Annotated in this window: 16 protein-coding genes; 11 read left to right on the top strand and 5 right to left on the bottom strand. The window is 44.7% G+C overall.

From position 1 onward, the window contains the following. The first annotated feature begins 119 nt into the window (after positions 1-119). Positions 120-1,553 carry a serine-type D-Ala-D-Ala carboxypeptidase gene (gene dacB / locus ACED42_RS05580; protein ID WP_371701765.1) on the top strand — a complete coding sequence of 478 codons (1,434 nt, stop codon included), beginning with the start codon at positions 120-122 and terminating at the stop codon, positions 1,551-1,553. Between the two features lie 110 nt (positions 1,554-1,663). Here dacB and ACED42_RS05575 read toward each other — a convergent pair whose 3' ends face one another. Both ACED42_RS05575 and tyrS read right to left on the bottom strand, forming a co-directional pair. Beyond that, complete coding sequence (locus tag ACED42_RS05575) at positions 1,664-2,509, bottom strand: magnesium transporter (RefSeq protein WP_009847552.1); 846 nt, start codon at positions 2,507-2,509, stop codon at positions 1,664-1,666. A gap of 451 nt (positions 2,510-2,960) precedes the next feature. Then, positions 2,961-4,148 (bottom strand): tyrosine--tRNA ligase, encoded by a 1,188-nt coding sequence (gene tyrS / locus ACED42_RS05570; protein WP_135384165.1) that lies wholly within the window; start codon positions 4,146-4,148, stop codon positions 2,961-2,963. A gap of 129 nt (positions 4,149-4,277) precedes the next feature. On the opposite strand from tyrS, the gene ACED42_RS05565 reads away from it, so the two are divergent. Next, positions 4,278-5,567, top strand: a complete 1,290-nt coding sequence (locus ACED42_RS05565) for a peptidoglycan DD-metalloendopeptidase family protein (RefSeq protein WP_371701763.1) — start codon at positions 4,278-4,280, stop codon at positions 5,565-5,567. A 96-nt stretch (positions 5,568-5,663) separates the two neighbouring features. Here the strand turns inward: ACED42_RS05565 and ACED42_RS05560 are convergent, their stop codons facing one another. From ACED42_RS05560 to erpA, 3 genes are all read right to left on the bottom strand, one after another. Continuing rightward, positions 5,664-8,753, bottom strand: a complete 3,090-nt coding sequence (locus tag ACED42_RS05560; protein ID WP_371701761.1) for an efflux RND transporter permease subunit — start codon at positions 8,751-8,753, stop codon at positions 5,664-5,666. Positions 8,754-8,763: 10 nt separating this feature from the next. After that, entirely contained in the window at positions 8,764-9,888 is a 1,125-nt protein-coding gene (locus ACED42_RS05555) for an efflux RND transporter periplasmic adaptor subunit (RefSeq protein ID WP_012604711.1), read from the bottom strand. A 338-nt stretch (positions 9,889-10,226) separates the two neighbouring features. After that, a complete protein-coding gene (gene erpA, locus ACED42_RS05550; RefSeq protein WP_004734539.1) occupies positions 10,227-10,568 on the bottom strand; it encodes an iron-sulfur cluster insertion protein ErpA in 342 nt (113 codons plus the stop codon). A gap of 296 nt (positions 10,569-10,864) precedes the next feature. On the opposite strand from erpA, the gene hemL reads away from it, so the two are divergent. The 9 genes from hemL to ACED42_RS05505 all read left to right on the top strand — a co-directional run bounded on the left by hemL (position 10,865) and on the right by ACED42_RS05505 (position 24,974). Beyond that, entirely contained in the window at positions 10,865-12,160 is a 1,296-nt protein-coding gene (gene hemL, locus ACED42_RS05545) for a glutamate-1-semialdehyde 2,1-aminomutase (RefSeq protein WP_012604713.1), read from the top strand. 343 nt (positions 12,161-12,503) lie between these two features. Then, positions 12,504-13,589, top strand: coding sequence for an AI-2E family transporter (locus ACED42_RS05540; protein ID WP_004734536.1), 1,086 nt, complete (start codon positions 12,504-12,506; stop codon positions 13,587-13,589). Between the two features lie 110 nt (positions 13,590-13,699). Next, positions 13,700-14,722 (top strand): 16S rRNA (guanine(1207)-N(2))-methyltransferase RsmC, encoded by a 1,023-nt coding sequence (gene rsmC, locus ACED42_RS05535; RefSeq protein WP_371701759.1) that lies wholly within the window; start codon positions 13,700-13,702, stop codon positions 14,720-14,722. Between the two features lie 217 nt (positions 14,723-14,939). Further along, the gene (locus ACED42_RS05530) at positions 14,940-18,329 is read left to right on the top strand and encodes a response regulator (protein ID WP_371701757.1); all 3,390 of its coding nucleotides are present in this window, start codon (positions 14,940-14,942) and stop codon (positions 18,327-18,329) included. Between the two features lie 709 nt (positions 18,330-19,038). Continuing rightward, positions 19,039-20,721, top strand: a complete 1,683-nt coding sequence (locus tag ACED42_RS05525; RefSeq protein ID WP_122045989.1) for an ABC transporter substrate-binding protein — start codon at positions 19,039-19,041, stop codon at positions 20,719-20,721. A 169-nt stretch (positions 20,722-20,890) separates the two neighbouring features. Next, positions 20,891-21,877 carry an ABC transporter permease gene (locus ACED42_RS05520; protein WP_009847562.1) on the top strand — a complete coding sequence of 329 codons (987 nt, stop codon included), beginning with the start codon at positions 20,891-20,893 and terminating at the stop codon, positions 21,875-21,877. Positions 21,878-21,879: 2 nt separating this feature from the next. Further along, positions 21,880-22,905, top strand: coding sequence for an ABC transporter permease (locus tag ACED42_RS05515; protein WP_009847563.1), 1,026 nt, complete (start codon positions 21,880-21,882; stop codon positions 22,903-22,905). A 2-nt stretch (positions 22,906-22,907) separates the two neighbouring features. Beyond that, the gene (locus ACED42_RS05510) at positions 22,908-23,891 is read left to right on the top strand and encodes an ABC transporter ATP-binding protein (protein WP_009847564.1); all 984 of its coding nucleotides are present in this window, start codon (positions 22,908-22,910) and stop codon (positions 23,889-23,891) included. A gap of 87 nt (positions 23,892-23,978) precedes the next feature. Beyond that, positions 23,979-24,974, top strand: a complete 996-nt coding sequence (locus ACED42_RS05505) for an ABC transporter ATP-binding protein (RefSeq protein WP_009847565.1) — start codon at positions 23,979-23,981, stop codon at positions 24,972-24,974. Positions 24,975-25,063 lie beyond the last annotated feature (89 nt).

The raw sequence follows: 25,063 nt of genomic DNA, 5'->3' as shown, positions 1-25,063 counted from the left end.
TTTTAGTAAGACTCGCTACACTGTGCGATCTAAACACCTTAAATGATAGGTGTTGGCTCTATAGCGGGCGTTTTTTATATCTGTATACTGAAAACATCAGTCATCCAAGAAAATCTTCTATGCGCCTTCTATCCAGTTTACTCCTATGTGGTTTGTCACTGTGTAGTTATTCAATTAGTGCTTTCGAATACCTCCCTCTAGATAAACTGCCCGATGGCAGTAGCACAAGCTTGATACTGAAGTCATTGAGTGATGATTCGAGTGAGTTGAACACCAATAGCGATGGCTTTTACCCACCCGCCAGTACGTTAAAGCTAGTCACCGCTTTGGCAGCCAAATTGGAGTTAGGAGATAATTTTAACTACACGACCAGCATTGCGCGTTCTAATAAAGATGTCGTGATCGCATTCAGTGGTGACCCAACACTACAAAGAGAGCATCTAAAAAACCTTTTATATCAATATGCTAAGTCGCAATCTAAAACAATCAAGGGCAACTTATACCTCGATAACTCAGGTTTTACTGGCTATCAACGAGCGGTTGGTTGGCCTTGGGACATTTTAGGCGTTTGTTACAGCGCTCCCTCTAGTGCAATGACCTTAGACAGTAACTGCGCACAAGCCTCTATTTATACAAAAGATAACGGTACAACACGCGTATATATCCCAGCTCATTACCCAATAGACGTGACAACTACTGCCGCCACGGTAACGCGCTCTGGGCAGAAGGCAACACAATGCGACTTGGAGCTCATAACGACACCAGACAACACTTACAAGCTCTCTGGTTGCTTAGTTGAGCGTAAGAAACCACTGCCGCTCAAGTTCGCGATTCAAAATCCAGAGCTTTACACCTATCAAGTCGTTACATCGATTCTTAAAGAACTGAGAATTGAAGTAAAAGGCAATGTGGTCGTTGGTAAAAAAGATAAATCAGGCAAAAGCACGTTAATCGCAAGTCACAGCTCAGAGAAACTTCCCGAACTGCTCAATATCATGCTCAAGAAATCAGACAACCTGATCGCTGACAATCTAACTAAAACGCTGGGTGCGACATTTTATGTTCAACCGGGCAGTTTTAATAACGGCACTGAAGCGATAAAGCAGATATTACTGACCAAAGCCAATATTGACCTAAGCAAAACACAGTTGGTCGATGGTTCAGGGCTATCCAGAAATAATCGCATGACCTCGCAAACCATGGCTCAGGTGCTTCGTTATATCTGGGAGAACGATAAACAGCTCAACCTGATTGAGGCTATGCCTACATCTGGCACTGATGGCACGCTCAACTACCGTCAAAGCATGCGAAAAGCACCAATCCAAGGCAACATTATTGCCAAAAGTGGTTCTTTGTATGGGAGCTACAACATGGCAGGCTTTGGTTTAGATAAAGCGGGAAAACCAAACTCTCTATTTGTACAGTTTGTCCGTGATTACTTTCCTGACACACCAGATCCAGAAAAACCAGTAGAAGCACCCATCACCCAGTTTGAACGAGCTTTCTACACAGATGTAGTTGAATTCAGTCAAACACAGAGCAAACCTAAGTAATGTTCAACTCTGTTTAAGCTTCTACTTAAGCAATAAAAATGGCGCTGAAGATCTTGAATCTTCAGCGCCATTTTTGTCTCATAAGGTGCTTTTAGCTATTTTTATAAATGCTAAGCGATCCCTAAGAATGAATTAACCACAGTGAAGTAGATCCACATTCCAGAGATATCCACTATCGAAGCCAGTACAGGGCTCACTAACACAGCAGGATCAAGTTTGAAGAATCGAGCGACTATCGGTAACCCGCCGCCGAGTACAGTTGATATGGTCACTTGAATAAACAGAGCAACAGCAATCGCGTAAGCAATCATATTAATGTCGTAACCACCCGTTGACTGGTTGTCACTGAATAATAAGATTCGGCCAATCATCACTAAGGCGATCGCAAGAGCTAAGCAAATTGCGACTCTAAGCTCTTTCCATAGAACGTTGGCCCACTGGCGTTTCTTTAATTCCCCTGTGGCTAAGGCTCTAATGACCAAAGTCGCAGCTTGTGTTCCTGTGTTGCCACCCGCGGCAGCGATTACCGGCATATAGATCGCTAGAAGTACTAGCTGGCTAAGAATGTCTTCATACTGAGCAATGATAAGCCCAGAGACAATGCCTAGCAGTGCTAAGGCAATAATCCAACCGATACGCTGCCTAACATGGCTAAGCACTCCAGTTGAAAGGTAACCTTGTTGAGGTTCAACCTCTGAGTAGATCAGCCCTAGTTGGTGAGCTAGATGTCGAGAGCGCTTCTCAAAGCCCTGCTCTTCTAGCTCACTAAGTAAAGTCTGAATCGTACTAAGAGAGCATTGCCCAAGCACTAACACCGCATCTTCAAGTGGCATTCGGTTTAAAAGGTTAATTTGTTGCTCACGCCCATACTGTTGAAAGGCATTCGATACAGCTTGGATGTCTTGCTCTGAGTACAGAGCTTCAATAGATAAAAAAGTGTTGTTCATTACCGTCATGGCGAATCTCCCGATTGGCAAAGGTAACGACCATCAAAACAAGTAGCCTATAGAGAGTACCCCGAGAGTGTAAAGCGGTGTACACCAAGAGCGTATAGCTATATACATCAAGAATATAAACTAAGCGCACCAAGAGCTTAAAGCACTGATGTGTCTACTTGTTAGAATCTAGAGTGTGGAAAAGAATGAGGGGAAAACAGATACCCTACCCGAACGGCAGGACAATAGATCAATACCGAGACGAGTTATTCTTCTCCATTCAAACTAGGAGGATGGTCGGTATTGTTCATAAAAATCTCCAAAATTACTGTCAGCTCGACAGCGCGCATAGTGTAGCAATCCTGTAAAAAATTCTTCGTCAACTTTCTGTCAATAAATAAGGGGCAATAAATAGGGGCCCATAAAAAAGGCATCCGAAGATGCCTTTTCTATAAATCATTGAGATTTAATATTACTTAATAGTAATACGAGCAAACTTACGCTTACCTACTTGGTAGACCGCAGTACCTGCTTCAGGTACCAATTTGCTGTCTTCAATCTTCTCGCCTTCAAGCTTAGCTGCGCCTTGCTTGATCATACGCATCGCATCAGAAGTCGAGTTTACAAGACCTGCTTCCTTTAGAACGTTCGCAATTGGTAGGCCTGCTTCGAATTCAAATTCAGGCATTTCATCAGGAACTTGGTTCTTAGCAAAACGGTTAACGAACTCTTGCTCAGCCGCTTCAGCATCTGCTTCGCTGTGGAAACGAGCAATGATCTCTTTAGCAAGAAGTACTTTCACGTCACGAGGGTTTTTGCCCGCCTCAACGCCAGCTTTCAGTTCCGCAACTTCTTCAAGAGGACGGAAAGACAGTAGCTCGTAGTAGCTCCACATTAGATCGTCAGAGATAGACATGATCTTACCAAACATCTCGCTTGGTGCTTCGCTGATACCGATGTAGTTGTGCGCAGACTTAGACATCTTCTTAACGCCGTCTAGACCAACAAGTAGTGGCATCATCAGCACCGCTTGTGGTTTTTGACCTGCTGCTTTTTGCAGTTCACGCCCCATAAGAAGGTTAAACTTCTGGTCAGTACCGCCAAGCTCAACATCGCTCTCTAGTGCAACAGAGTCGTGACCTTGAAGAAGTGGGTACATGAATTCGTGGATTGCGATCGGTTGACCACCAGCGTAACGCTTTTTAAAGTCATCACGTTCAAGCATACGAGCAACAGTTTGGTTAGAAGCAAGACGAATCATGCCTTCTGCACCAAGTTCAGATAACCACTCAGAGTTGAAACGAATTTGCGTTTTCGCAGGATCTAGAATCTTGAATACTTGCTCTTTGTAAGTTTCAGCATTCTTCAATACGTCTTCACGGCTTAGCGGTGGACGTGTTGAGTTCTTACCTGATGGATCACCAACCATTGCTGTGAAATCACCGATAAGGAACGTCACTTCATGACCAAGCTCTTGGAAAGCACGAAGCTTGTTAAAGATAACCGTATGGCCTAGGTGGATATCTGGAGCGGTTGGATCGGCACCCAGTTTAATGCGTAAAGGACGACCTTCTTTTAGTTTCGCAATCAGTTCGTCTTCTGGAATCAGTTCTTCTACGCCACGTTTGATCTCGGCTAGTGCAGCTTCAATACTCGCCATTCTTGTTCACTCCCACAGATTTGGCAAAAATATAATAATTAGACATCTTACTTGAATAGCGATGTATTTTGAAACCAGTTACACTATTCCGTCGTCTATTTTCATAATATTTACAGAACGAACCGGAACATGTTGTCTATTTTTGCACGCCTTCCCATTTTGCACCGGGCATTTATCGCATTTTTTAGTGCCGTAATTTTTATCGCTATTTTCTTACTCCCCGACGTCAACAGCTTACGTGACGATACGGGAGCTTTAGTCGTTGGAAAACACTACCCACTGACGATCAGTGCATCAGCACTTGTTAGCTCAAGTGACGCACCACCGACGGCAGTACTCAAATGGGAGAAATACACCGTTCGCTCTGGCGAAAGCACCTCTGTTTTATTTGAACGTATTGGCCTTTCATACCGTTTACTGATCACTCTACTCAATACCAACAACGATATTAAAAAGCAGCTGTCCAATCTAAGACCTGGCGACGTATTACAATTCGGCTTTGATGAAAACAACGACCTTATTCAGTTGAAGCGACAACTTAGTGCGTTTGAAAGCTTCCAGATCACTAAGTCTGGCGATTCATTCTCCTCTAGCTTCGACAAAAAGGAAGTGGCCTACCAATACAACTATGCCGAAGCCAACATCACGTCTAACTTCTGGAACGCCGGCGTCAATGCAGGCCTAACTGCAAACCAAATTATGGAACTGGCGGGCATCTTCGGTTGGGATATCGACTTTGCGTTGGATATTCGCAACAACGACAGCTTTAAGATTTTGTACCAAGAGAAAGTCGTTGAAGGCGAAGTGATTGGTCGCGGCAAGATCATGGCGGCAGTATTCAAAAACCAAGGTGATTCATTTACCGCGGTATTAGATGATAGAAGCGGCAACTACTTCGATGAAAATGGTCGTGCTATGAAGAAAGCCTTCTTGCGCTCACCGATTGATTTTCGCCGTGTAACATCGAACTTTAACCCTCGTAGAAAACACCCAGTAACCGGTAAGGTTCGAGCTCACCGAGGCACCGACTACGCAGCCCCTGTTGGCACACCTATCTGGGCAGCCGGTGACGGTATTGTTCAGAAATCGGGTTACAACCAATTCAATGGTAACTACGTGTTCATTCGCCACAGCAACACCTATATCACTAAATACCTGCATATGAAGCGACGTATGGTGAAAACAGGTCAGCGCGTAAAACAAGGCCAAACCATTGGTACTTTGGGCGGTACAGGCCGTGTGACTGGCCCGCACTTACACTATGAATTCTTGGTCAATGGCGTACATAAAAATGCGCGAACCGTGAAATTACCGCAATCTAAGTCGTTAACCGGTAAAGCAAAAGCAACCTTTATTGCCAACTCAGAGATTCGACTGAATAACCTTGAGCGATACGGCCAGTTACTAGCGACTAATTAGGCAACTAGATACCAATTAGGTTAAGAGCCCTATAAACCAACGAAAAGAGCGCCCACCAAGGCGCTCTTTTTTATGTTCATCGAACCACTGTATCTACTATTTTTCAGGCTTCTTATCTCGCCCTAGCATTAATAGACAAGGCGTCAGCACCAAGGTTAGTACCGTTGCAAATGCCAACCCTCCAGCAATCGCCGTAGCGAGTTGCGACCACCATTGGGTACTCGGCGCGCCAAACTCTATTTTTTGGTTAATCAGATCAATGTTCATCTCTAATACCATCGGCATCAAGCCTAAGATCGTAGTCACTGTAGTCAGCATTACAGGCCTTAAACGCTGAACACCGGTTCTCAGAATTGCATCGCGCTTATCTAAGCCTCTTTTGATTAGCTGATTATAGGTATCAATCAGCACGATATTGTTGTTTACCACTATACCTGCCAGTGCAATCACTCCAATACCGGACATCACGATACCAAACGGACGTTGGAAGATAAGCAGACCAACGAACACACCAACCGTTGAGAACAGCACCGCACTCAGAATCAGGAATGCTTGATAGAAACTATTAAACTGAGTAATCAAAATCAACGCCATTACCGCCAGTGCAACCATGAATGCACTTTGTAAGAAGGCAGAAGAGTTTTCTTGCTCTTCATTTTGACCACGGATACGAAATTCTACGCTACTCGGTAGCCCCAATTCACTTAACGCTTGCTCAATCTTTGGCAGTTCGAGGGCAAGGTTATAGTCCTCTTCCATATCCGCCATGATGTTCACTACGCGCTTACCATCGAGGCGTTTAATCGTATCTTGCTTGTGGTCGGGAACAATCTGAGCAAAGTTGGTGATCGGCACCAAGCCAGCAGGTGTTTTGACTCTCAACTGGTCAAAGCGTCCGATATCTCTTTTATCATTAGGGTAACGCACCAAGATATCGACCTCTTCTGATGAGTCATCAGGCAGGTAATCACCAATCTTGAGACCATTGGTAACGAATTGAACGGTATTACCCACCAAGGTCGCATCAGCGGAAAAGCGTGCGGCATCGTCTCGGCGAATATCCACTTTCCAATCAATGCCATCTTTGCTTGCAGTATCACTGATGTTAGTCAGAGCTTGATTACCATCCGCCCAGTTTCTTACAATTTTTGCAGCCTGATTCAGCTGTTCTGGTGTTGTTGCTGACAGCTCAATCACTAAATCATTTTCAACCGGAGGCCCTGCATCTGGAAACTTATATTCAATCTCGACCCCAGCGTATTGATCAGTTTGTGCCTTTAACTCATCAATAATCGCTTTAACACTACGACGATATTGCCAATCAACAGGAGTAATCGAGATCAAGCCAATCTGGTCGTCCCCACCCGTGCGTGTGTAAACAGTATCGAACTCATCATGATTAAGCATCATTTGCTCAATATCGCGCATGATGTCATCTTTTTCTTGAATAGAAAGATCACCATGCGAGCGAACTTTGACATTAAAGAATGGTGGATCAACCTCAGGGAAGAACTCTGCACCTAGGCCCGCTTTGGAGTAAGTAAAACCAACTGCAACCGCGAGCAATATCGCACTGAACAGAATCTTAAAGGGGTGCTTAATCGCAATCGAAAGCGTGTGGTAATACGCCTTGGTTAAGCCCGTTGCTTGTGAAAAATCACCATTATGCAGTGCCACCATTCGAGCTTGGCTCTTGGGCGATACGTATTGAGGTTTGCCAATCAAGCCACCTAATACCGGTACAAACAACAACGCCATAATCAATGAAGCGGTTAGCGTTGCAATCAGTGTTAGTGGCAGAAACTTCATGAATTCGCCTGTCACATCAGGCCAAAACAGTAACGGAGCAAATGCAGCTAAGGTTGTCGCTGTCGATGCGGTTATCGGCCACGCCATCCGTTTCGCTGCGTCTCGGTAAGCTTCTTTTCTACCTTCACCTTCTTGCATTCGCCTATCGGCAAACTCGGTAACAACAATTGCGCCGTCGACCAACATACCAACGGCCATGATCAAAGAGAACAGAACCACAATGTTGACGGTTAGACCAAACACAGACAACACCAATAATCCCGTGAGGAATGATCCAGGTATTGAAATTCCAACCAATAACGCGGTTCGAACACCAAGAATGGCGATGATAACGATCACCACCAGAATAATGGCGGATAAGATATTGTTTTGAAGATCGTTGAGCATGATCTTCACGTCTTTAGATTCATCCCAAGTGTATTTAACCAACAGGTTATTTGGCCATTCCGCTTGTTGTTGAGCACCTGCCATTACTGCTTTGACTAGCTCAACCGTTTCGATGATGTTTTCGCCTGCACGCTTCTTGATATCCAACACCACCGCAGATTTGCCATCTAAACGAGCAAAGCTTTCAGGATCTCGAAACGCTCGACGAACCGTAGCGACATCGCCGAAAGTGACCACCTGCTTGCCATCCACTTTAATAGGCAACTCGAGCACGTCTTTTAAAGAGTTAAACACCGAAGGGACTTTGACAGAGAAACGTCCGTAGCCAGTGTCAACAAAACCAGCGGCAACCACTCGATTGTTCAGAGCGATCAGATTATAGATATCCGCTTGATCTAAGCTGTAGCTCTCCATCAATAATGGATCGACAATGATCTCGACAATGTCATCGCGATCGCCCGCAATATCGACTTCAAGGATTTGGCGATAGCTTTCTAATTTGTCTCCAAGCTCTCGGGCAATTTGCACTATGGTGCGCTCAGGAACGGTACCGAATAGAACAACTGACAACACTGGCTGCTCAGACGCGAGCGTCACCTCATTCACGGTCGGCTCATCACTGTCTTCTGGTAATTTTGGTTTGGCTAAATCGACAGCATCACGCACATCAGCCATCGCTTTGGTGAGATCAACGCCAACATTAAACTCCAACACAACTGAGGCGTGGCCTTCTGCTGCGGTTGCGGTCATCTCTTTTACGCCTTCAATCGACCTCAGCTCTTGTTCTATCGGTCTAACCAATAAGCGTTCTGCATCGGTTGGCGAAATACCTTGGTGACCAATAGAAACGTAGATAATCGGGATGGTAATGTCGGGGCTCGATTCTTTGGGGATCGTGATATAGGTAACGACACCTGCGACCAATATGAGTGCCAAAAGAGAGAGCATTGTTCGAGCGCGAGACAAGGCTGCATCAATAATTGAATACATCGGTTATCTCCTACTCTGCAGTTACGTTAGAGAGTTCAACACCTTGCTCAACAGCAATCACCGAGTCACCATCACGAACAAAACCTTGCCCCACAGTGATGATATCGACACGCTGACCTAACCCCGTCAGCCACACTCCATCTTGCTCAGCTTTCACCAGTTGAATGCCGACAAATTTCACGATTGGTGAGTCGTCAATTGAAACCAAAGTTTTGACCCCAAGATTACCGGCCTCATCCAGTGCCAACATGGCAGGCGTCACTTTGATAGCGTCTCTTGTTTCTAGATTAAGGGTGACTTCAGCACTAACACCCGCAGGTAACAGGCCATCTGAGTTGTCGATTTCAATCTCAATAGGGAAGGTATTGGTTGAGGCAGAAGAGATTCGAGAGACGTAACGCAGCCGACCTTCCGCTTCTTCTCTCCCTAACAGGCGAACCAAAGCTGATTGATTGACTAGCAAATGCTGGATATGACGCTCACTGACATCGGCCTCAATAACCAAAGGATCGAGGTCAATCACGCCAGCAACAGGATCGCCAACACCAACGAAATCACCGAGCTCCACCATCAAATCTTGAACCACACCGGAGAAAGGCGATGTGATGACTGTATTTTTTAGAGCCAGTTCAGCATTACGCTTCATAGCCTTCGCTTCAGTTAACGAAGCCTCAGCTGTGGTGTAGGCTATCTCGCCTTGCAGCCCTCTTTTTTTCAGCGACTGCGCCGCCTTAAATTCTTTCTGCTTCAATCGATATAAAGCCGAAGCTCGCTCTAGCTGAATCTCTAAGTCACCTTTATCTATCTGAGCAATGGCTTGCCCTACTTTAACCGTATCGCCTTTCACAACGTTCAACCTAACAATCTTGCCCGCGACTTCCGCTCCCAATCGAGCATGCCTATCGGGTGCTGTGCGACCATAAAGATCTATGGTTTTAAAGGTGGGGGATGAAGTGAATGTTTGAAAGGAAACCTTAGCCAGCGGAATTTCTGTCGCTTTTTTTGCTGGTGACTCTTCCGCTTGCCCCACTCCTAAACCAAGCCAAATCGACAACAGTACAACTAGAACCAGAGAAACCAACCACGGCTGCTTCAGTTTCTGAAAAAATGGAGAGTTAGAAAATAGAGTGGGCATAGCAAATCCTTTTGTCCGATGTGATTAAGGCGCGCTAATTAGCTTAACACCGTCATATGCAACATCCTGATGCACAGAGGTAACCTTAACAGACCCACAGCCAACGAAGTTGGACGCTATCGACAGTTTAAAAAATATGGCGTTTACTATAAAACAAATGAATGAAGTAGAGCTTAAATATAACCACCCAAATTAACCTTGGCGTACATGCCTAGAATAAGTCGACTTACTGTCTGTTTTGTATGGTGTATTTTTTACAAACAAAAACACCGAGCATTGGCTCGGCGTTTAAAATATTTCTAATGTAGCTTTCCGTTCAAGCTACCTTTCAGTGCACGCTAAACGCTAAATGATGCGCCACAACCACATGTTGTTGTCGCGTTCGGGTTGTTCACAAAGAAACGTGCGCCTTCTAGGCCTTCAGTGTAATCAACCATGCCGCCCATTAAGTACTGTAGGCTCATTGGGTCAACAACCAGCGTCACACCGCTATTTACAATGGTAGTGTCGCCATCATTTACTTTTTCATCAAATGTGAAGCCGTACTGGAAGCCACTACAACCGCCGCCTGTAATGTATACACGCAGTTTTAGCTCTGGGTTTTCTTCTTCAGCAATTAGCGTTTGTACGCGGGTAGCTGCTGCATCAGAAAAGGACAATGGGATATTTACTTCGCTCACGACAACCTCTCTTACCTGTGTCAAAAACAACATGATACAAATCTAAATCGAGACCATAGTTGTTGAGTATTTTCTTATATTCTGGTGATTATCTAATACCTGACTGAAACGTTCAAGTATTCACCACAGGATCGTTCCTTTTACTACTGTAAACTCGCTAATATCTGACAATTAAAACGCGTAACCACACAAAACAACCAGATTCGGGTGATTATATCAGCGAAGGCATTCCTAGTTGGATTCCGGATAGGTACAATGCGTGCCAATTGGTCCGACAGTCAAAAGAGGATATATCAATGACCAAATCAGCAGAGCTGTACGAAAAAGCACAGCAAACTATTCCTGGTGGCGTAAACTCTCCAGTTCGTGCATTCAATGGCGTAGGTGGTTCTCCTATCTTCGTTGAACGCGCTGATGGCCCACTTATTTTTGATGCTGATGGTAAAGCATATATCGATTACGTTGGCTCTTGGGGTCCAATGATCCTTGGTCACAACCACGTTGTTATTCGTGACGCTGTTATTGCAGCAGCTCAACGCGGCCTTAGCTTTGGTGCTCCAACCGAAACTGAAATCAAGATGGCTGAACTTGTATCTGAGATGGTTCCATCAATGGAACAGCTGCGTATGGTGAGCTCAGGTACAGAAGCAACAATGAGTGCGATTCGTCTCGCTCGTGGCTTTACTGGTCGTGACAAAATCCTTAAGTTTGAAGGTTGTTACCACGGTCACGCAGACAGCCTACTTGTAAAAGCAGGTTCTGGCGCACTGACTTTAGGTCAACCAAGCTCTCCAGGCGTACCGGCTGATTTTGCGAAACTAACGCTAACTGCAACTTTCAATAATCTAGATTCAGTACGTGAAATCTTCGCAGCAAACAAAGGTGAGATCGCGTGTATCATCGTTGAGCCTGTCGCGGGCAACATGAACTGTATCCCACCAGTAGAAGGCTTCCACGAAGGTCTACGTGAGATCTGTGATCAAGAAGGTGCATTGCTAATCTTTGATGAAGTAATGACAGGTTTCCGCGTTGCTGAAGGTTGTGCTCAGGCTTACTACAACATCAAGCCAGACTTAACGTGTCTTGGTAAAGTGATTGGCGGCGGCATGCCAGTGGGTGCTTTTGGTGGTCGTAAAGACGTGATGCAATACATCGCACCAACGGGGCCTGTTTACCAAGCAGGTACGCTTTCAGGTAACCCTGTTGCAATGGCTGCTGGCTACGCATGTTTGAATCTTCTAAGAGAAGAAGGCAACGAAAAGCGTCTAGCGTCTAAAACTAAGCAGTTGGCAAATGGCTTCAAGCAACTTGCTGACAAGCACGGCATCCCTATGCTAGTTCACCAAGTTGGCGGTATGTTTGGTTTCTTCTTCACAGACCAAGAAACGGTAACGTGCTACGAAGATGTAACTAAGTGTGATGTAGAACGCTTCAAGCGCTTCTTCCATTTAATGTTAGATCACGGTGTTTACCTTGCACCTTCAGCATTCGAAGCAAGCTTTACTTCTCTTGCTCATGGTTCAAAAGAACTGGATGCAACACTAGAAGCTGCTGACCGCTCTCTTGCGATCATTGCTGCTGAAAGCAAATAATCGAAAGCACTTTATAAGTCGCTAACCGATTGAATTTAGGGCTGCATTAGATGCAGCCCTTTTTAATACATCACGCTCGTTAACCACAAATATGACAGATTATTTACCCTTCGATTAAGGCTAAAACTGAACTAAAAACGCCTAACGTTCCCAGAAAAGAAAAACCAACAACATCAAGGTGCCAAGGAACATTCTGAACCAAGGGATCTCTTTTTTTGTTTGCTGTTCTTCATCTTGGCATTTCTTATCTTTATTACAGCATCCCATTATCAAAACTCCTCATTGCTAACTCTCTGTTTTGCAGCCATTATAAACTCAGAACGCAAATATAGAGACCATTAACGTGTCAGAAAAACTCAAAATCAATACCAGCCACTGGGTGATCATCATTGCCCTACTTGCGGCGGCTTATGCTTGTTACTTGCTTATAGAGCCGTACGTCAACTCAATCGTGATGGCCTTTATCATTTCACTATTGATGTTCCCGATCCATGAGTGGCTTGAAAAAAAGCTCCCGAATAAAGAAAACATCGTCTCTCTGCTGTCTTGTGTGATTCTGACTTTCATTATTGTTATCCCTTTATTGGCAGTATTCGCAGCAATTGTTCAGCAAGGCTCTCTGTTCTCTCAGAACACCTACCAATGGGTAACACACGGCGGTATTCAGACTCTGTTTGCACACCCACTTGTGGTCAAAGCGCTGTCGTTTGTGAATAACTACCTGCCTTTCGACAACATTGAGCCCCAAGCCATCGCACAGAAAGTCGGAGAATTCGCGACAAGTTTTGGTTCTAAACTGGTTGGTATCAGTGCGAAAATCCTTGGGGATGCGACCAACTTCTTAATGGATTTCTTCTTGATGCTGTTTGTTCTGTTCTTCTTATTAAGAGATCACGACAAAATCATCAGTGTGGTTCGTCATATTCTTCCGCTATCTCGTAGCCAAGAAGACAAGCTCCTCACTGAGATTGAGCAAGTTTCTAAGTCTGCCGTTATGGGCTCATTCTTAACCGCAATAGCGCAAGGTTTTGCGGGTGGTTTAGGTATGTGGATTGCTGGTTTCCCTGGGTTGTTCTGGGGCACTATGATGGGCTTTGCCTCTTTCATCCCCGTGGTCGGTACCGCTCTAATCTGGATCCCAGCCGCAACCTACTTATTCCTAACCGGTGATACCACGTGGGCAATTTTCCTAACGGTTTACTGTGTCGCGATTGTTGGCTCAATTGACAACCTACTGCGCCCGCTGCTGATGCAAGGCAGTGCAGGCATGAATACCCTAATGATCTTCTTCTCACTGTTGGGTGGTATTCAACTTTTTGGCCTAATTGGTCTTATCTACGGCCCACTGATCTTTGCTATTACTATCGTTCTTTTCAATATTTACGATGAAGAGTTTAAAGACTTTTTAAACCAGCAAGACAAGAGTTGATCAACTGTTCAGCAACTTGGTTGCCGAACCCGTATTAAACACTTCAAGCTTTGGGCGGATTATGCGAAAATCCGCCCTCATTTTTTGCTAACGATTCAATAGAGTGTCCTATGTCAGCTTATATTGCCCCAAGCCAAATTGCTCAACGTCAACTCGCCTACTTTGAAGGCAAACATGTTTTAGTTGCAGGTGAGGCAGAAGACTTATTCCCTGTTGAATTAGCGAAACATTGTGAATCAGTCACCGTGTTTACTTCTAATTACAGCTACTACCGTCAATTAGAAGACTGCAGCACCATCCAACGTTTTTATGGTGCGGAGTTTACCGAAGAGACCAAGGCCGATTTAGTGATGCTGTACTGGCCAAAGGCCAAAGCGGAAGCGGAATTTCTGCTGGCGATGTTATTTGCCAAGCTAGGTAAAGATACCGAGATTGTCGTAGTTGGCGAAAATCGTTCCGGTGTTAAAAGTATCGAGAAGATGTTCGCTCCTTACGGCAAAGTCGTGAAATACGATTCAGCGCGTCGTTGTTCTTTCTACTGGGGTCAATGCTTCGAGCAACCACCAGCCTTCAATCTGCAAGAGTGGTTTAAAACCTACACGGTTAACATTGGTGAGCAATCACTAACCGTGAAAAGCCTTCCAGGCGTCTTCAGTCATGGTCAATTTGATGTTGGTAGCCAACTATTACTTGATACCCTGCCAAAACTGAAAGGTAAAGTACTGGATTTCGGTTGTGGTGCAGGCGTATTGGGCGCGGTAATGGCATCTCGTCACCCTGATATCGAACTGGAAATGTGCGACATCAGTGCATTTGCCGTGGCGTCTAGCCAAGCAACGCTAGAAGCGAATGGTTTAACAGGTAATGTCTTCGCCTCAGATGTCTACTCTGACACATCAAAAGATTACCAATTCATCATCAGTAACCCACCATTCCATTCTGGTTTGGATACAAGCTACAGTGCGACTGAAACCTTACTTGCTCAGGCTCCTAACCACATGAAGCGTTCTGGTGAGATGATTATTGTTGCGAACAGTTTTTTAAAATACATTCCAATTATTGAGCAAGCTTTTGGAAAATGCGCGACTCTAAATAAGACCACCAAATTCGCGATCTATCACGCAAGCAAATAGCCTATCTAACACAGCGCAGGGTCAATATCTGCGCTGTCTGTTCATATTTCTATCAAAAGCCCATAAAAATGAGCTTTTGCACACGCTTTAAATACCACTTACTTGTCAAAGTAAAAAAACTCGTTAATTTCGTTAAATTGGAACCCGTTAATTCTATTCTCTGTACTTGTTTTCATCCCTTTCAAGCAGTACATCAAAGGAAAGTAGTACCCAATTTATGTTTAGATTCTATCGTAAGCAGAAGTTTAAGCGCCTTCAAAATACCCTAATGCTGGCATTTCTTGTCCTTAGTATTACCCCAGTGACACTTATCGCGATATTTTTCCTCCAATCGCACAGTCAGGATCTTCAGGAACAAAGTACTTCGCACCTTGTTTCCGTCCGTGATACTAAACAGCAGCAAATTGTCGATTACCTACAAGCTCAAGAATCCCAAGTGATGGGTTTTGTTCGCTCAGAGCTTGCCAATGCCAGTGGCGGACGATTCTATGGTTTGATCAATGCATTCCAACGCCTAGGGTTAGACATTGACGAAGCACGCGCTAATGCGCAGCAGCGCTACATTCAAGGATCGGGCGATCAAATCAAAACATCGATTCTTCCTGAGTCCAGTAGCTACATAGGAAGTGAGCGTTATCGCCTATTGCACAAGCGCTACCACAACTCTTATTTAGAGCTGCTTAAGCGTTCAGATTTTGACGACATTTTATTGGTCGACATTAACGGTAACATCGCTTATTCAGTTTTTAAGCGCGATGACTACGGCACCAACTTGCTGACTGGTAAGTACAAAGATGCAAACCTCGGCAAAACCTTTCAACGCCTGGAAAAGGACGTAAAAGACAAACGCAAATCCAACGAAGACTACACGCCGGTTATCGTTTCTGACTTTAAAGACGAAAATGGTAAACAGACCGCATGGTTAGGCGCACCTATCGTTCAACAGGGCTACCTACACAGTTACGCCATGTTTAGACTACCCATCAATGGTATTACTAAGCTTATTGCCGATCTCAACAAGAGTTCGAATATTCAAACCTTGCTTGTCGGCGATGATCACCTGCCACGTAGCCTTGCCCATTCACAAGAGTCGATTAATCTGAGTTTAGATGTTGTTGATAAAGCTCTAGCAGGAGAAACAGCCGTTGGCACCTTCGACAACGCTCAGGATCAAGCGATCATCGCTGCATATACTCCAATTGAGCTCAAATATGCGACTTGGGCACTGGTCGTCGAGCTTCCTGAGAAAGAAGCGTTTGCCCGTATTCATCAGTTAGAAAAGATCTTTGTGATCGTGATGTTGACGGCGATTATTCTTGTATTTGTCGCATCCCATTATCTGTCTAACTTCATCACATCACCGTTACTCAAGCTCACATGGGCAGCAGAGAAAGTCTCTGCGGGTGACCTTGATGAAACCATGATTAATACTGAACGAAAAGATGAGATAGGCCGCCTCGCGGTAAGCTTCGAAAGAATGCAACGTTCGATTCGTGAAAAGATGCTGCTCATTAAGAGCCAAAATGATGAGCTTGAGGACAACCTTAAGACCATTCAAAAACAAAATGAAGAGTTGCAACTGGCCAACAAACTTAAAGATGAATTCTTAGCAACAACATCACACGAATTGAGAACGCCATTACATGGCATGGTAGGCATCGCTGAAGCGCTAATATCTGGTGCAAACGGTCCTATTCCTGCCAACCAGAAGTACCAGTTGGATATCATCATCAATAGTGGCCAGAGATTGGCAACACTGGTCGATGATCTACTTGATTACCACAAAATGCGCTACGGCAGTTTAGACATAAATAAATCTGCTGTTGATTTATCGGCTGCTACCAGCTTGGTACTAGAATTGTCTCATCATCTGTTGGGCAATAAGCCAATCCGAATTATTAACCAAGTACCCAGTGATTTAGGGTTGGTTTCGTCCGATCCTCAACGATTAGAACAAGTGATGTATAACTTGGTCGGCAACGCCATCAAGTACACATCAGAAGGTAAAATTGTTATCTCAGCAAGCGTTATCGACGACAACATTCGTGTACAAGTTGTTGATACAGGCCAAGGCATACCTGCTGAATACTTAGAACACATCTTTGAGCCACTGATTCAAGCAGGACAAGACTCAAGTAACTATCGCCAAGGTGCAGGGCTTGGGTTGTCGATAAGTCGTCAATTGATTGAACTGATGGGCGGTTCACTGTACGTAAGTAGCCAACCAATGCTTGGCACGACGTTCAGCTTTACCCTGCCTTTAGCCACCCAAGAAGAATTGGATAACTACAGTGATTCAGGAAGCTATTCGCACTTCCAAGCGCCAGATTTAATTGATAACAGCCAACAAGAAAATAGTGTTATCAGTGAAGATCCAGACGGTCCGTTACTGGTTATCGCCGACGATGAACCAGTAAACTTACGCGTGCTAGACAGTTTCTTGAAATTGGAAGGTTATCGAGTGCGCACCGCATGTGACGGCCCAGAAACCATTGAACTGATTGAGAAAGAGAAGCCAGAGTTACTTCTGCTCGATATTATGATGCCAGGTATGAGTGGCTATCAGGTGTGTGAAGCACTGCGTAAGCAATACGATCATGCACAGTTGCCAATCATCATGCTCACAGCTCTTAATCAAGCAGAAGACCGTGTTCGTGGCTTTGAAGCTGGTGCCAACGATTACTTGTCTAAACCGTTCAACAAACAAGAGCTGGCGGCGCGAATTACGGCTCACTTATCAGCAAGTAAAGCTGAGCAAAGACGTCTTGAGAATGCTCAATTGCAACTGGAGCTTAAACACAGAGCCATGGTTGAAGCGAACCTGCTAGAAACTCAAGGGCGCTTGCTAGAGCAGCTAGAATCAGCCCCTGAGGCCATCATCTGTATTCGTGATGACCAACGAATTCGATTTGCCAACGAAGCTGCAGCAAAACTATTTAGGCGCGGGCAAGAGCAGCTTAAACGCTCTATGGCCGATGAGATCATTGCGCCTAAATACCTTAAGGTGGAACAAGCTCACTACTGTGGTGATATTGACATCTATATAGACGACACTCGTCAGCGCATACCAAGTGATATCCTTAAGCTACCTGAAGGCTCAGGGCTCGACACCATGTATATCTTTAATGTTGGTGGTGGGGTTAACTCAAACCGAGTCAATAACCTTGAAACGGCGGTTGAGGCACTTTCAAGCTACGCCTTTGAGGGTGACAAAGATAAACTTCAACAACTGAAAGAGCTTGGCGGTGAATTTACTCGCCTTGCAGATAAAGCAACCGGTGAAGGTAAAAACAAACAAGAGCTGATGCGTGAAGTGCTGGTCGATGTCATGACTAATGCCATCATCTACTGGGAGTCTGTTACAGGGGAAACCAAGTTTGCCTTCGCAGAGAAGAGTGGCTTGTGGCGCGTCTACCTAGACCGCAGTACCCTGCAAACTAGAACGCTAGACAAATATCTACGTGTAGAAACTCTACCGAAAACGCCTCGCTGGCGAACGGTACTGAGCTCTATCGAGTTTATACTTGAGCACTGTAAAGAACAGACACCTGAAAGAACTCATATTGAGACACTAAGGGATAAGCTACAAAAACTACTGACCAGTTAGCTCTGAAGTAAGCTCAAGCTACTGTAAATAATGAAGCCCACACAGCGTGGGCCTTTTTGTGAATATCGTACGCGACCAAAGGACAATGACGTCGATTCAAATACACTTCTTTTACGGCATTAAACAAGCAAAATGACACGTTACTCAATCTTAAACAATCACCAGTTCAGTTACTATTTTGAGCCTTATTCTTGGCTGAATTTCACATTCCTTCGGCTCTTTGTTGCAGTTTGAGAAGCGAGTCACAACAGAACGGCAGATTTAATTTTCTAGAAAAATTTAACGTAAAATAGGTAAGTGACCGAGATCTACAATTACATCACAGCAAGATAACCCCCTATAATTAAAAGCCAAAAAGGTTAGTGACCACTTACAATGGTTCACTACCACAAAACCAAATGCGAGTCACATCACCTTAACAATTGCGCACAAAAAACCACCAAAGCAAGCTATTTTGACGTTAATGACGTGGGGCTGTGTGTTTTTAACGTTTTTGACGGGAAACGAGTTTGATTAATTCATCGATAAGGTGTTTTCTTACTCCTGCCAAAGGCCTACAGGCCACTCTTACCACTTCTCAGAATCAAAGATGAATCTGGAGCAACGAAGAAGAGGTAGGCCTTTAACTAGAGTGTGTATCTACTAACTAATTAGCGACAGATAACATTCAATCCATTAGTGAAATGAAAGCAAATAGTAAGGAACAGCTATGCTTGCCAATATAAAAAAAACAGCAATAGCAACAGCAATTATTGCAACTGCTACAACAGGTTTTGCATCAGTAGCAACCGCTGCAGAGCGCAGCGAACTGACCGTTCACCCGAAAGAGTACACTACATTCGTACGTAACTTTAACCCGTACCTTGGTGCTACTAACCTACATACTACAACTGACTTCATGTACGAGCCTTTAGTAGTATTTAACGAAATGCACGGTAACACTCCGGTGTTCCGTCTAGCTGAAAACTTCAAAATGTCAGATGATCTGATGAGCGTTGTTTTCGACATTCGTAAGGGTGTTAAATGGTCTGATGGAGAAACTTTCTCTGCTGATGATGTTGTTTTTTCTTTCAACCTTGTAAAAGAGAAGCCAGAGCTTGACCAATCTGGTATCAACTCTTGGGTAACTTCTGTAGAAAAACTGAACGACAACCAAGTTAAGTTCACACTAACAGAAGCAAACTCAAACGTACCTTACGAGATTGCTAAAGTACCTGTAGTACCTAAGCACATCTGGAAAGACGTTAAAGATCCATCAACGTTTACCAATGAGAACCCTGTAGGTTCTGGTCCATTTACAGAAATCGATACGTTTACAGCGCAACTGTACATCCAGTGTGCAAACCCGAACTACTGGGATGCAGACAACCTAGATGTTGACTGTCTACGTGTTCCACAAATTGCGAACAACGACCAGTTCTTAGGTAAAGTTGTAAACAGTGAAATGGACTGGACGTCTTCTTTCGTTCCAGATATCGATCGTACATACGCTGCAGCAAGCCCTAAACACCACTACTGGTACCCGCCAGCAGGTACACAAGCATTCATCGTTAACTTCAAACACCCTGATGCTGCGAAGCATGAAGCATTGAGCAACGTTGAATTCCGTCGTGCTTTCTCTATGGCTCTTGACCGCCAAACTATCATCGACATCGCATTCTACGGTGGCGGTACTGTGAACGATTTCGCATCAGGTCTTGGCTACGCGTTTGAAGCTTGGTCTGATGAAAAAACTCACGACAAATACAAAGGCTTCAACACTTACAACGCTGAAGGCGCGAAGAAGCTTCTTGCTGACGCTGGCTTCAAAGATGTAAACAAAGATGGTTTTGTTGACACTCCATCAGGCAAATCTTTCGAACTAATGATTCAATCGCCAAACGGCTGGACTGACTTCAACAACACAGTTCAACTTGCGGTAGAGCAACTAAACGAAATCGGTATTAAAGCGAAAGCTCGTACACCTGACTTCTCTGTTTACAATCAAGCAATGCTTGAAGGTACATACGACGTAGCATACACAAACTACTTCCACGGTGCGGATCCATACACGTACTGGAACAGTGCTTACAACTCATCACTACAATCTGGTGAGGGTATGCCTCGTTTCGCTATGCACTTCTACAAAAATGACAAGCTAGATGGTCTTCTAAACAGCTTCTACAAAACAGCTGACAAGAACGAACAGCTAGATATTGCACATGGTATCCAGCAAATTATCGCTGCAGACCAAGTGACAATCCCTGTGATGTCTGGTGCTTACATGTACCAATACAACACAACTCGATTCACTGGTTGGTGGAACGAAGAAAATCCAAAAGGCCGTCCAAACATTTGGGCTGGTATTCCAGAGCGTCTACTTCATGTACTGGACCTAAAACCAGTTAAATAAGTAATCGTTCAATCTTTGCGGCGTAACTTCTTACGCCGCTTATAAAAATCCCCACACTATCAATTGAAAGTATGGCGCTAGTCGTCAGGGGATTTTTCGTTCCAAATTTCGCTAGGAGCGACCTGAATCCAGAAACAGGGAAACAATCTGGGTGAGTAAGGTGTGAGTTATGGGTTATTTTTTAAGACGTTTGTCATTTTATTTTGTCGCGCTATTAGTTGCAGCGACGTTAAACTTTATTATTCCAAGAGCAATGCCTGGTGACCCAGTTACCATGATGTTTGCGAACGCTTCTGTTCAAGTTACTCCTGAGCGTATTGCGGCAATGAAAGAACTATTAGGCTTCGTTGATGGCGGCTTACTGGTTCAATACGGCGCATACATGAAGAACATTCTAAGCTGGGAGCTTGGTACATCAATTCAATTCTACCCACTTTCAGTAAATACACTGTTAGGTGGCGCATTCGGTTGGTCGCTATTCTTAGCAGGCACTGCCGTTATTCTTTCGTTCTCTATTGGTTCAATCCTAGGTATTTTTGCAGCGTGGAAACGTGGCAGCAAATACGATGCTTTTGTTACTCCAGGGATGCTTATTCTACAAGCCGTTCCTCAAGTTGTTATTGCCATGATTGCGCTGTTTACCTTCGCAATCGGCTTGAAATGGTTCCCAACAGGTTACGCCTATACCGCGGGTACGATACCTGACTGGACAAGTTGGGCATTCATTAAAGATGTCGCTTACCACGCCTTCTTACCTTTGCTATGTGCATCTATTGTTCAAATTGGTGGCTTCCTAGTAAACATGCGTAACAACATGATCAACCTGCTAGCTGAAGATTACATCACCATGGCGAAAGGCAAAGGCCTTAGCGAAAACCGAGTGGTATTCAATTACGCAGCTCGTAACGCGATGCTACCAAGTGTGACAGCACTTTCTATGTCGCTAGGTATGGCAATCGGTGGTCAGTTAATTATCGAAATCATCTTTAACTACCCAGGTCTTGGCAGCGTACTTTTCAACGCAATTAACGCTCGTGATTACCAAGTACTGCAAGGCCAACTGCTTATCATGACGCTATTCATGCTGTTCTTTAACCTAGTTGCAGACATGCTTTACGTTGTTCTTGACCCTCGTCTTCGTAAGGGTGGTAAATAATCATGAAAGATATTCTAAAACTCATTTGGCGTAACCCGATGGCCTTAACCGGCGTCATCATCCTAAGTATTTTTATTCTTGGTGCTATTGCGGCTCCATTGATCACAAAACATGTGCCAGACAAACGTACAGGTAATCCACACGAATACCCTGGCTTCGTGGTTAAGTCTGCACAAACTAACCCGGATGGCTGGGTTGCTCAAAACCTAGCAGACGATCGTCGTACGTTGATAATGTCTAAGAAGGCAGACCACGTACTGGGCACAACTCGTATGGGTCGTGACGTTTGGTCACAAGTGGTATACGGCGCACGCGTATCTCTTGCTGTAGGTTTTGGTGCGGGTCTTACCGTATGTTTACTAGCAACGGTTATCGGTGTTTCCGCTGGCTACTTTGGCGGCCGTGTCGATGATGTTCTGACAGCCGCAATGAACATCATGCTGGTTATTCCTCAATATCCATTACTGTTCGTAGTTGCAGCCTTTATCGGTGAGGCAGGGCCACTCACCATAACCTTGGTTATCGGCTTTATGTCCTGGGCTTGGGGCGCGCGTGTTGTTCGTTCCCAGACCTTAGCACTGCGTGAAAAAGAGTTTGTAAAAGCCGCTGAAGTTCTGGGTGAATCTTCATTCCGTATTATCTTCGTAGAGATTCTTCCAAACCTTATCTCTATCGTTGGCGCGAGCTTCATCGGTTCGGTGATGTACGCAATCATGATGGAAGCAACGATTTCGTTCCTAGGTCTTGGTGACCCGAACACAATCAGCTGGGGCATCATGCTTTACAACGTTCAAACCTCTTCATCAATGCTGATTGGCGCTTGGTGGGAACTGTTGGCTCCTTGTATCGCATTGACACTACTTGTAACTGGTCTTGCTCTACTTAACTTCGCTGTCGATGAAATTGCCAACCCGCAACTGCGTTCTCACAAAGGCATGAAGCGTTGGAAGAAATTAGCAGCACAAGACAAAGAAGAACGTGAACCTGAACTACCACCACAAAATGCACTTTGGAGCGGAGATAAATAATCATGTCTGAACCACTAATTTCTATCCGTAATTTATGCGTGGATTACATCACAGAGTCTGGCGATGTACGTGCGTGTAACAACGTAAGTTTCGACATTGCTCCAGGTGAAGTATTCGGCCTAGCTGGTGAATCTGGCTGTGGTAAATCAACTGTTGCTTTCTCTCTTATGCGTCTGCACAAGCCGCCCGCTTACATCAGTGGTGGTGAGGTTATCTTCAATGGTGAGAACATCCTTGAATACAGTGATGACCGTATGCAAGCGTTCCGTTGGAGCGAGATGTCGATGGTATTCCAGAGTGCGATGAACGCACTCAATCCCGTATTACCAATGGAAGAGCAGTTCTGTGACGTAATTATGCGTCACACCAACATGACTCGTGAGCAAGCTAAGCAACGCGCTGAAGGTCTACTTGAAATCGTAGATATTCACCCGAGCCGATTGAGTGACTACCCTCACCAATTCTCTGGCGGCATGCGTCAGCGCTTGGTTATTGCTATCGCTTTAGCATTGAATCCAAAGCTGATCATTATGGATGAGCCAACGACCGCACTTGATGTGGTTGTTCAACGCGAAATCCTACAAAAGATCTATGCACTAAAAGAAGAGTTTGGCTTCTCGATTCTGTTCATCACCCATGACTTGTCATTGATGGTCGAGTTCTCTGACCGTATCGGCATCATGTACTCAGGTGAGCTCATCGAGGTTGCCAATGCTCAAGATATTCTAGAAAACCCTTACCACCCTTATACCAAAGGGCTGGGAAGTTCTTTCCCTCCACTAACAGGGCCAAAGACAAAACTAGCAGGCATTCCGGGTAACCCTCTGAACCTGTTGGAGATCCCTGAAGGGTGTCGTTTCCAAGCTCGTTGTGATCGTGTACATGAAACGTGTACCAAGGTGCCAACCAAGCTGCGTTCTATCGACCCGGGACATTTGTCTAACTGCCACCTGTACGGTGACCCAATAGTACAAAGGAAGCTATAGCTTGCACGCTAATTCAGCGTGAATAACGAATAAGGCGGCTCGACCGCCGAAATGCAAGCAAAGCGAATAAGGATTCTGGAGACAATTATGAGCAAAGATTTCGGTCAATTATTGGTAGAAGGCAAGAATGTCGTAAAAGACTTCCCAATAAGCAGTACCACAATTCAAACCCCAATGATGCGTGCGATTAACGACGTATCATTCAAGATGTATAAAAGTCGAGGCCTAGCTGTGGTTGGTGAGTCAGGTTCAGGCAAATCAACAACAGCAAAAATGATCGCAAAAATGTACGCACCTTCGGGCGGTACGATCGAATACAAAGGTCGTGATATCCAAGAGATCTCAAGCAGAAAAGATCTTATGCACTACCGTGAAGGCGTGCAGATGGTATGGCAAGACCCGTTTGGTTCTCTGAACCCAACACATAACATCTTTCACCACATAGCTCGACCATTGTTGATCCACAAAAAAGTATCTCCGGGCAACAAGAAAGAGTTACAGGAACGTGTGTACGATCTTCTAGAGCAAGTTGGCTTAGTGCCACCACAAGCAACGGCAGAGAAGTACCCTCATCAACTCTCTGGTGGTCAGCGTCAACGTGTCAACCTAGCCCGTAACATTGCAGTTGGTGCAGAAGTTGTATTAGCCGATGAACCAACATCGATGCTTGATGTATCGATTCGTGCTGGTGTTTTGAACCTGATGGAAGAAATGAAGTTTGAGAAACAAATGTCTCTACTTTACATCACTCACGATATCGCAACCGCTCGTTACATTGCTGAAGATCTTTCAGTGATGTACGTAGGACACATGGTGGAATGGGGCGATACCGATGATGTGATTGCTAACCCTCAGCATCCTTACACCCAACTGCTTGTTTCTGCGGTTCCAGATCCTAAAAAATCGATCCACGAACAACTCGCAGGCAACAAAGGTGAGATCCCTCTTTGGACACCAGTATCAGCAGGTTGCCCATTTGCAGGCCGTTGCACTCACGCAATGGATAAGTGTAAAGAGCAGTTACCAGGGGTTACGCAGTTAGCTGATAACCACTTTGTGCGCTGTTACCTACACGAAAGCTAAGCAATAAAACCAAGTTAGGGTCTGCGGGCCCTAACTATTTATATCCAAAACATTTTATATCCAAAACATTCAAGTACCTAGCCAGTAGA

It is taken from the genome of Vibrio sp. FF145, from assembly GCF_041439075.1.
Taxonomy (GTDB): domain Bacteria; phylum Pseudomonadota; class Gammaproteobacteria; order Enterobacterales; family Vibrionaceae; genus Vibrio; species Vibrio tasmaniensis_A.
This window is presented reverse-complemented; position numbering and strand designations above follow the sequence as displayed.

Coding starts and splice junctions, on each gene's coding strand:
- ACED42_RS05520 (WP_009847562.1), top strand. CDS start 20,891: ATGGGTTATTTTTTAAGACGTTTGTCATTTTATTTTGTCGCGCTATTA.
- dacB (WP_371701765.1), top strand. CDS start 120: ATGCGCCTTCTATCCAGTTTACTCCTATGTGGTTTGTCACTGTGTAGT.
- ACED42_RS05560 (WP_371701761.1), bottom strand. CDS start 8,753: ATGTATTCAATTATTGATGCAGCCTTGTCTCGCGCTCGAACAATGCTC.
- ACED42_RS05555 (WP_012604711.1), bottom strand. CDS start 9,888: ATGCCCACTCTATTTTCTAACTCTCCATTTTTTCAGAAACTGAAGCAG.
- hemL (WP_012604713.1), top strand. CDS start 10,865: ATGACCAAATCAGCAGAGCTGTACGAAAAAGCACAGCAAACTATTCCT.
- ACED42_RS05575 (WP_009847552.1), bottom strand. CDS start 2,509: ATGACGGTAATGAACAACACTTTTTTATCTATTGAAGCTCTGTACTCA.
- ACED42_RS05565 (WP_371701763.1), top strand. CDS start 4,278: ATGTTGTCTATTTTTGCACGCCTTCCCATTTTGCACCGGGCATTTATC.
- tyrS (WP_135384165.1), bottom strand. CDS start 4,148: ATGGCGAGTATTGAAGCTGCACTAGCCGAGATCAAACGTGGCGTAGAA.
- ACED42_RS05510 (WP_009847564.1), top strand. CDS start 22,908: ATGTCTGAACCACTAATTTCTATCCGTAATTTATGCGTGGATTACATC.
- ACED42_RS05505 (WP_009847565.1), top strand. CDS start 23,979: ATGAGCAAAGATTTCGGTCAATTATTGGTAGAAGGCAAGAATGTCGTA.
- ACED42_RS05525 (WP_122045989.1), top strand. CDS start 19,039: ATGCTTGCCAATATAAAAAAAACAGCAATAGCAACAGCAATTATTGCA.
- ACED42_RS05530 (WP_371701757.1), top strand. CDS start 14,940: ATGTTTAGATTCTATCGTAAGCAGAAGTTTAAGCGCCTTCAAAATACC.
- rsmC (WP_371701759.1), top strand. CDS start 13,700: ATGTCAGCTTATATTGCCCCAAGCCAAATTGCTCAACGTCAACTCGCC.
- ACED42_RS05515 (WP_009847563.1), top strand. CDS start 21,880: ATGAAAGATATTCTAAAACTCATTTGGCGTAACCCGATGGCCTTAACC.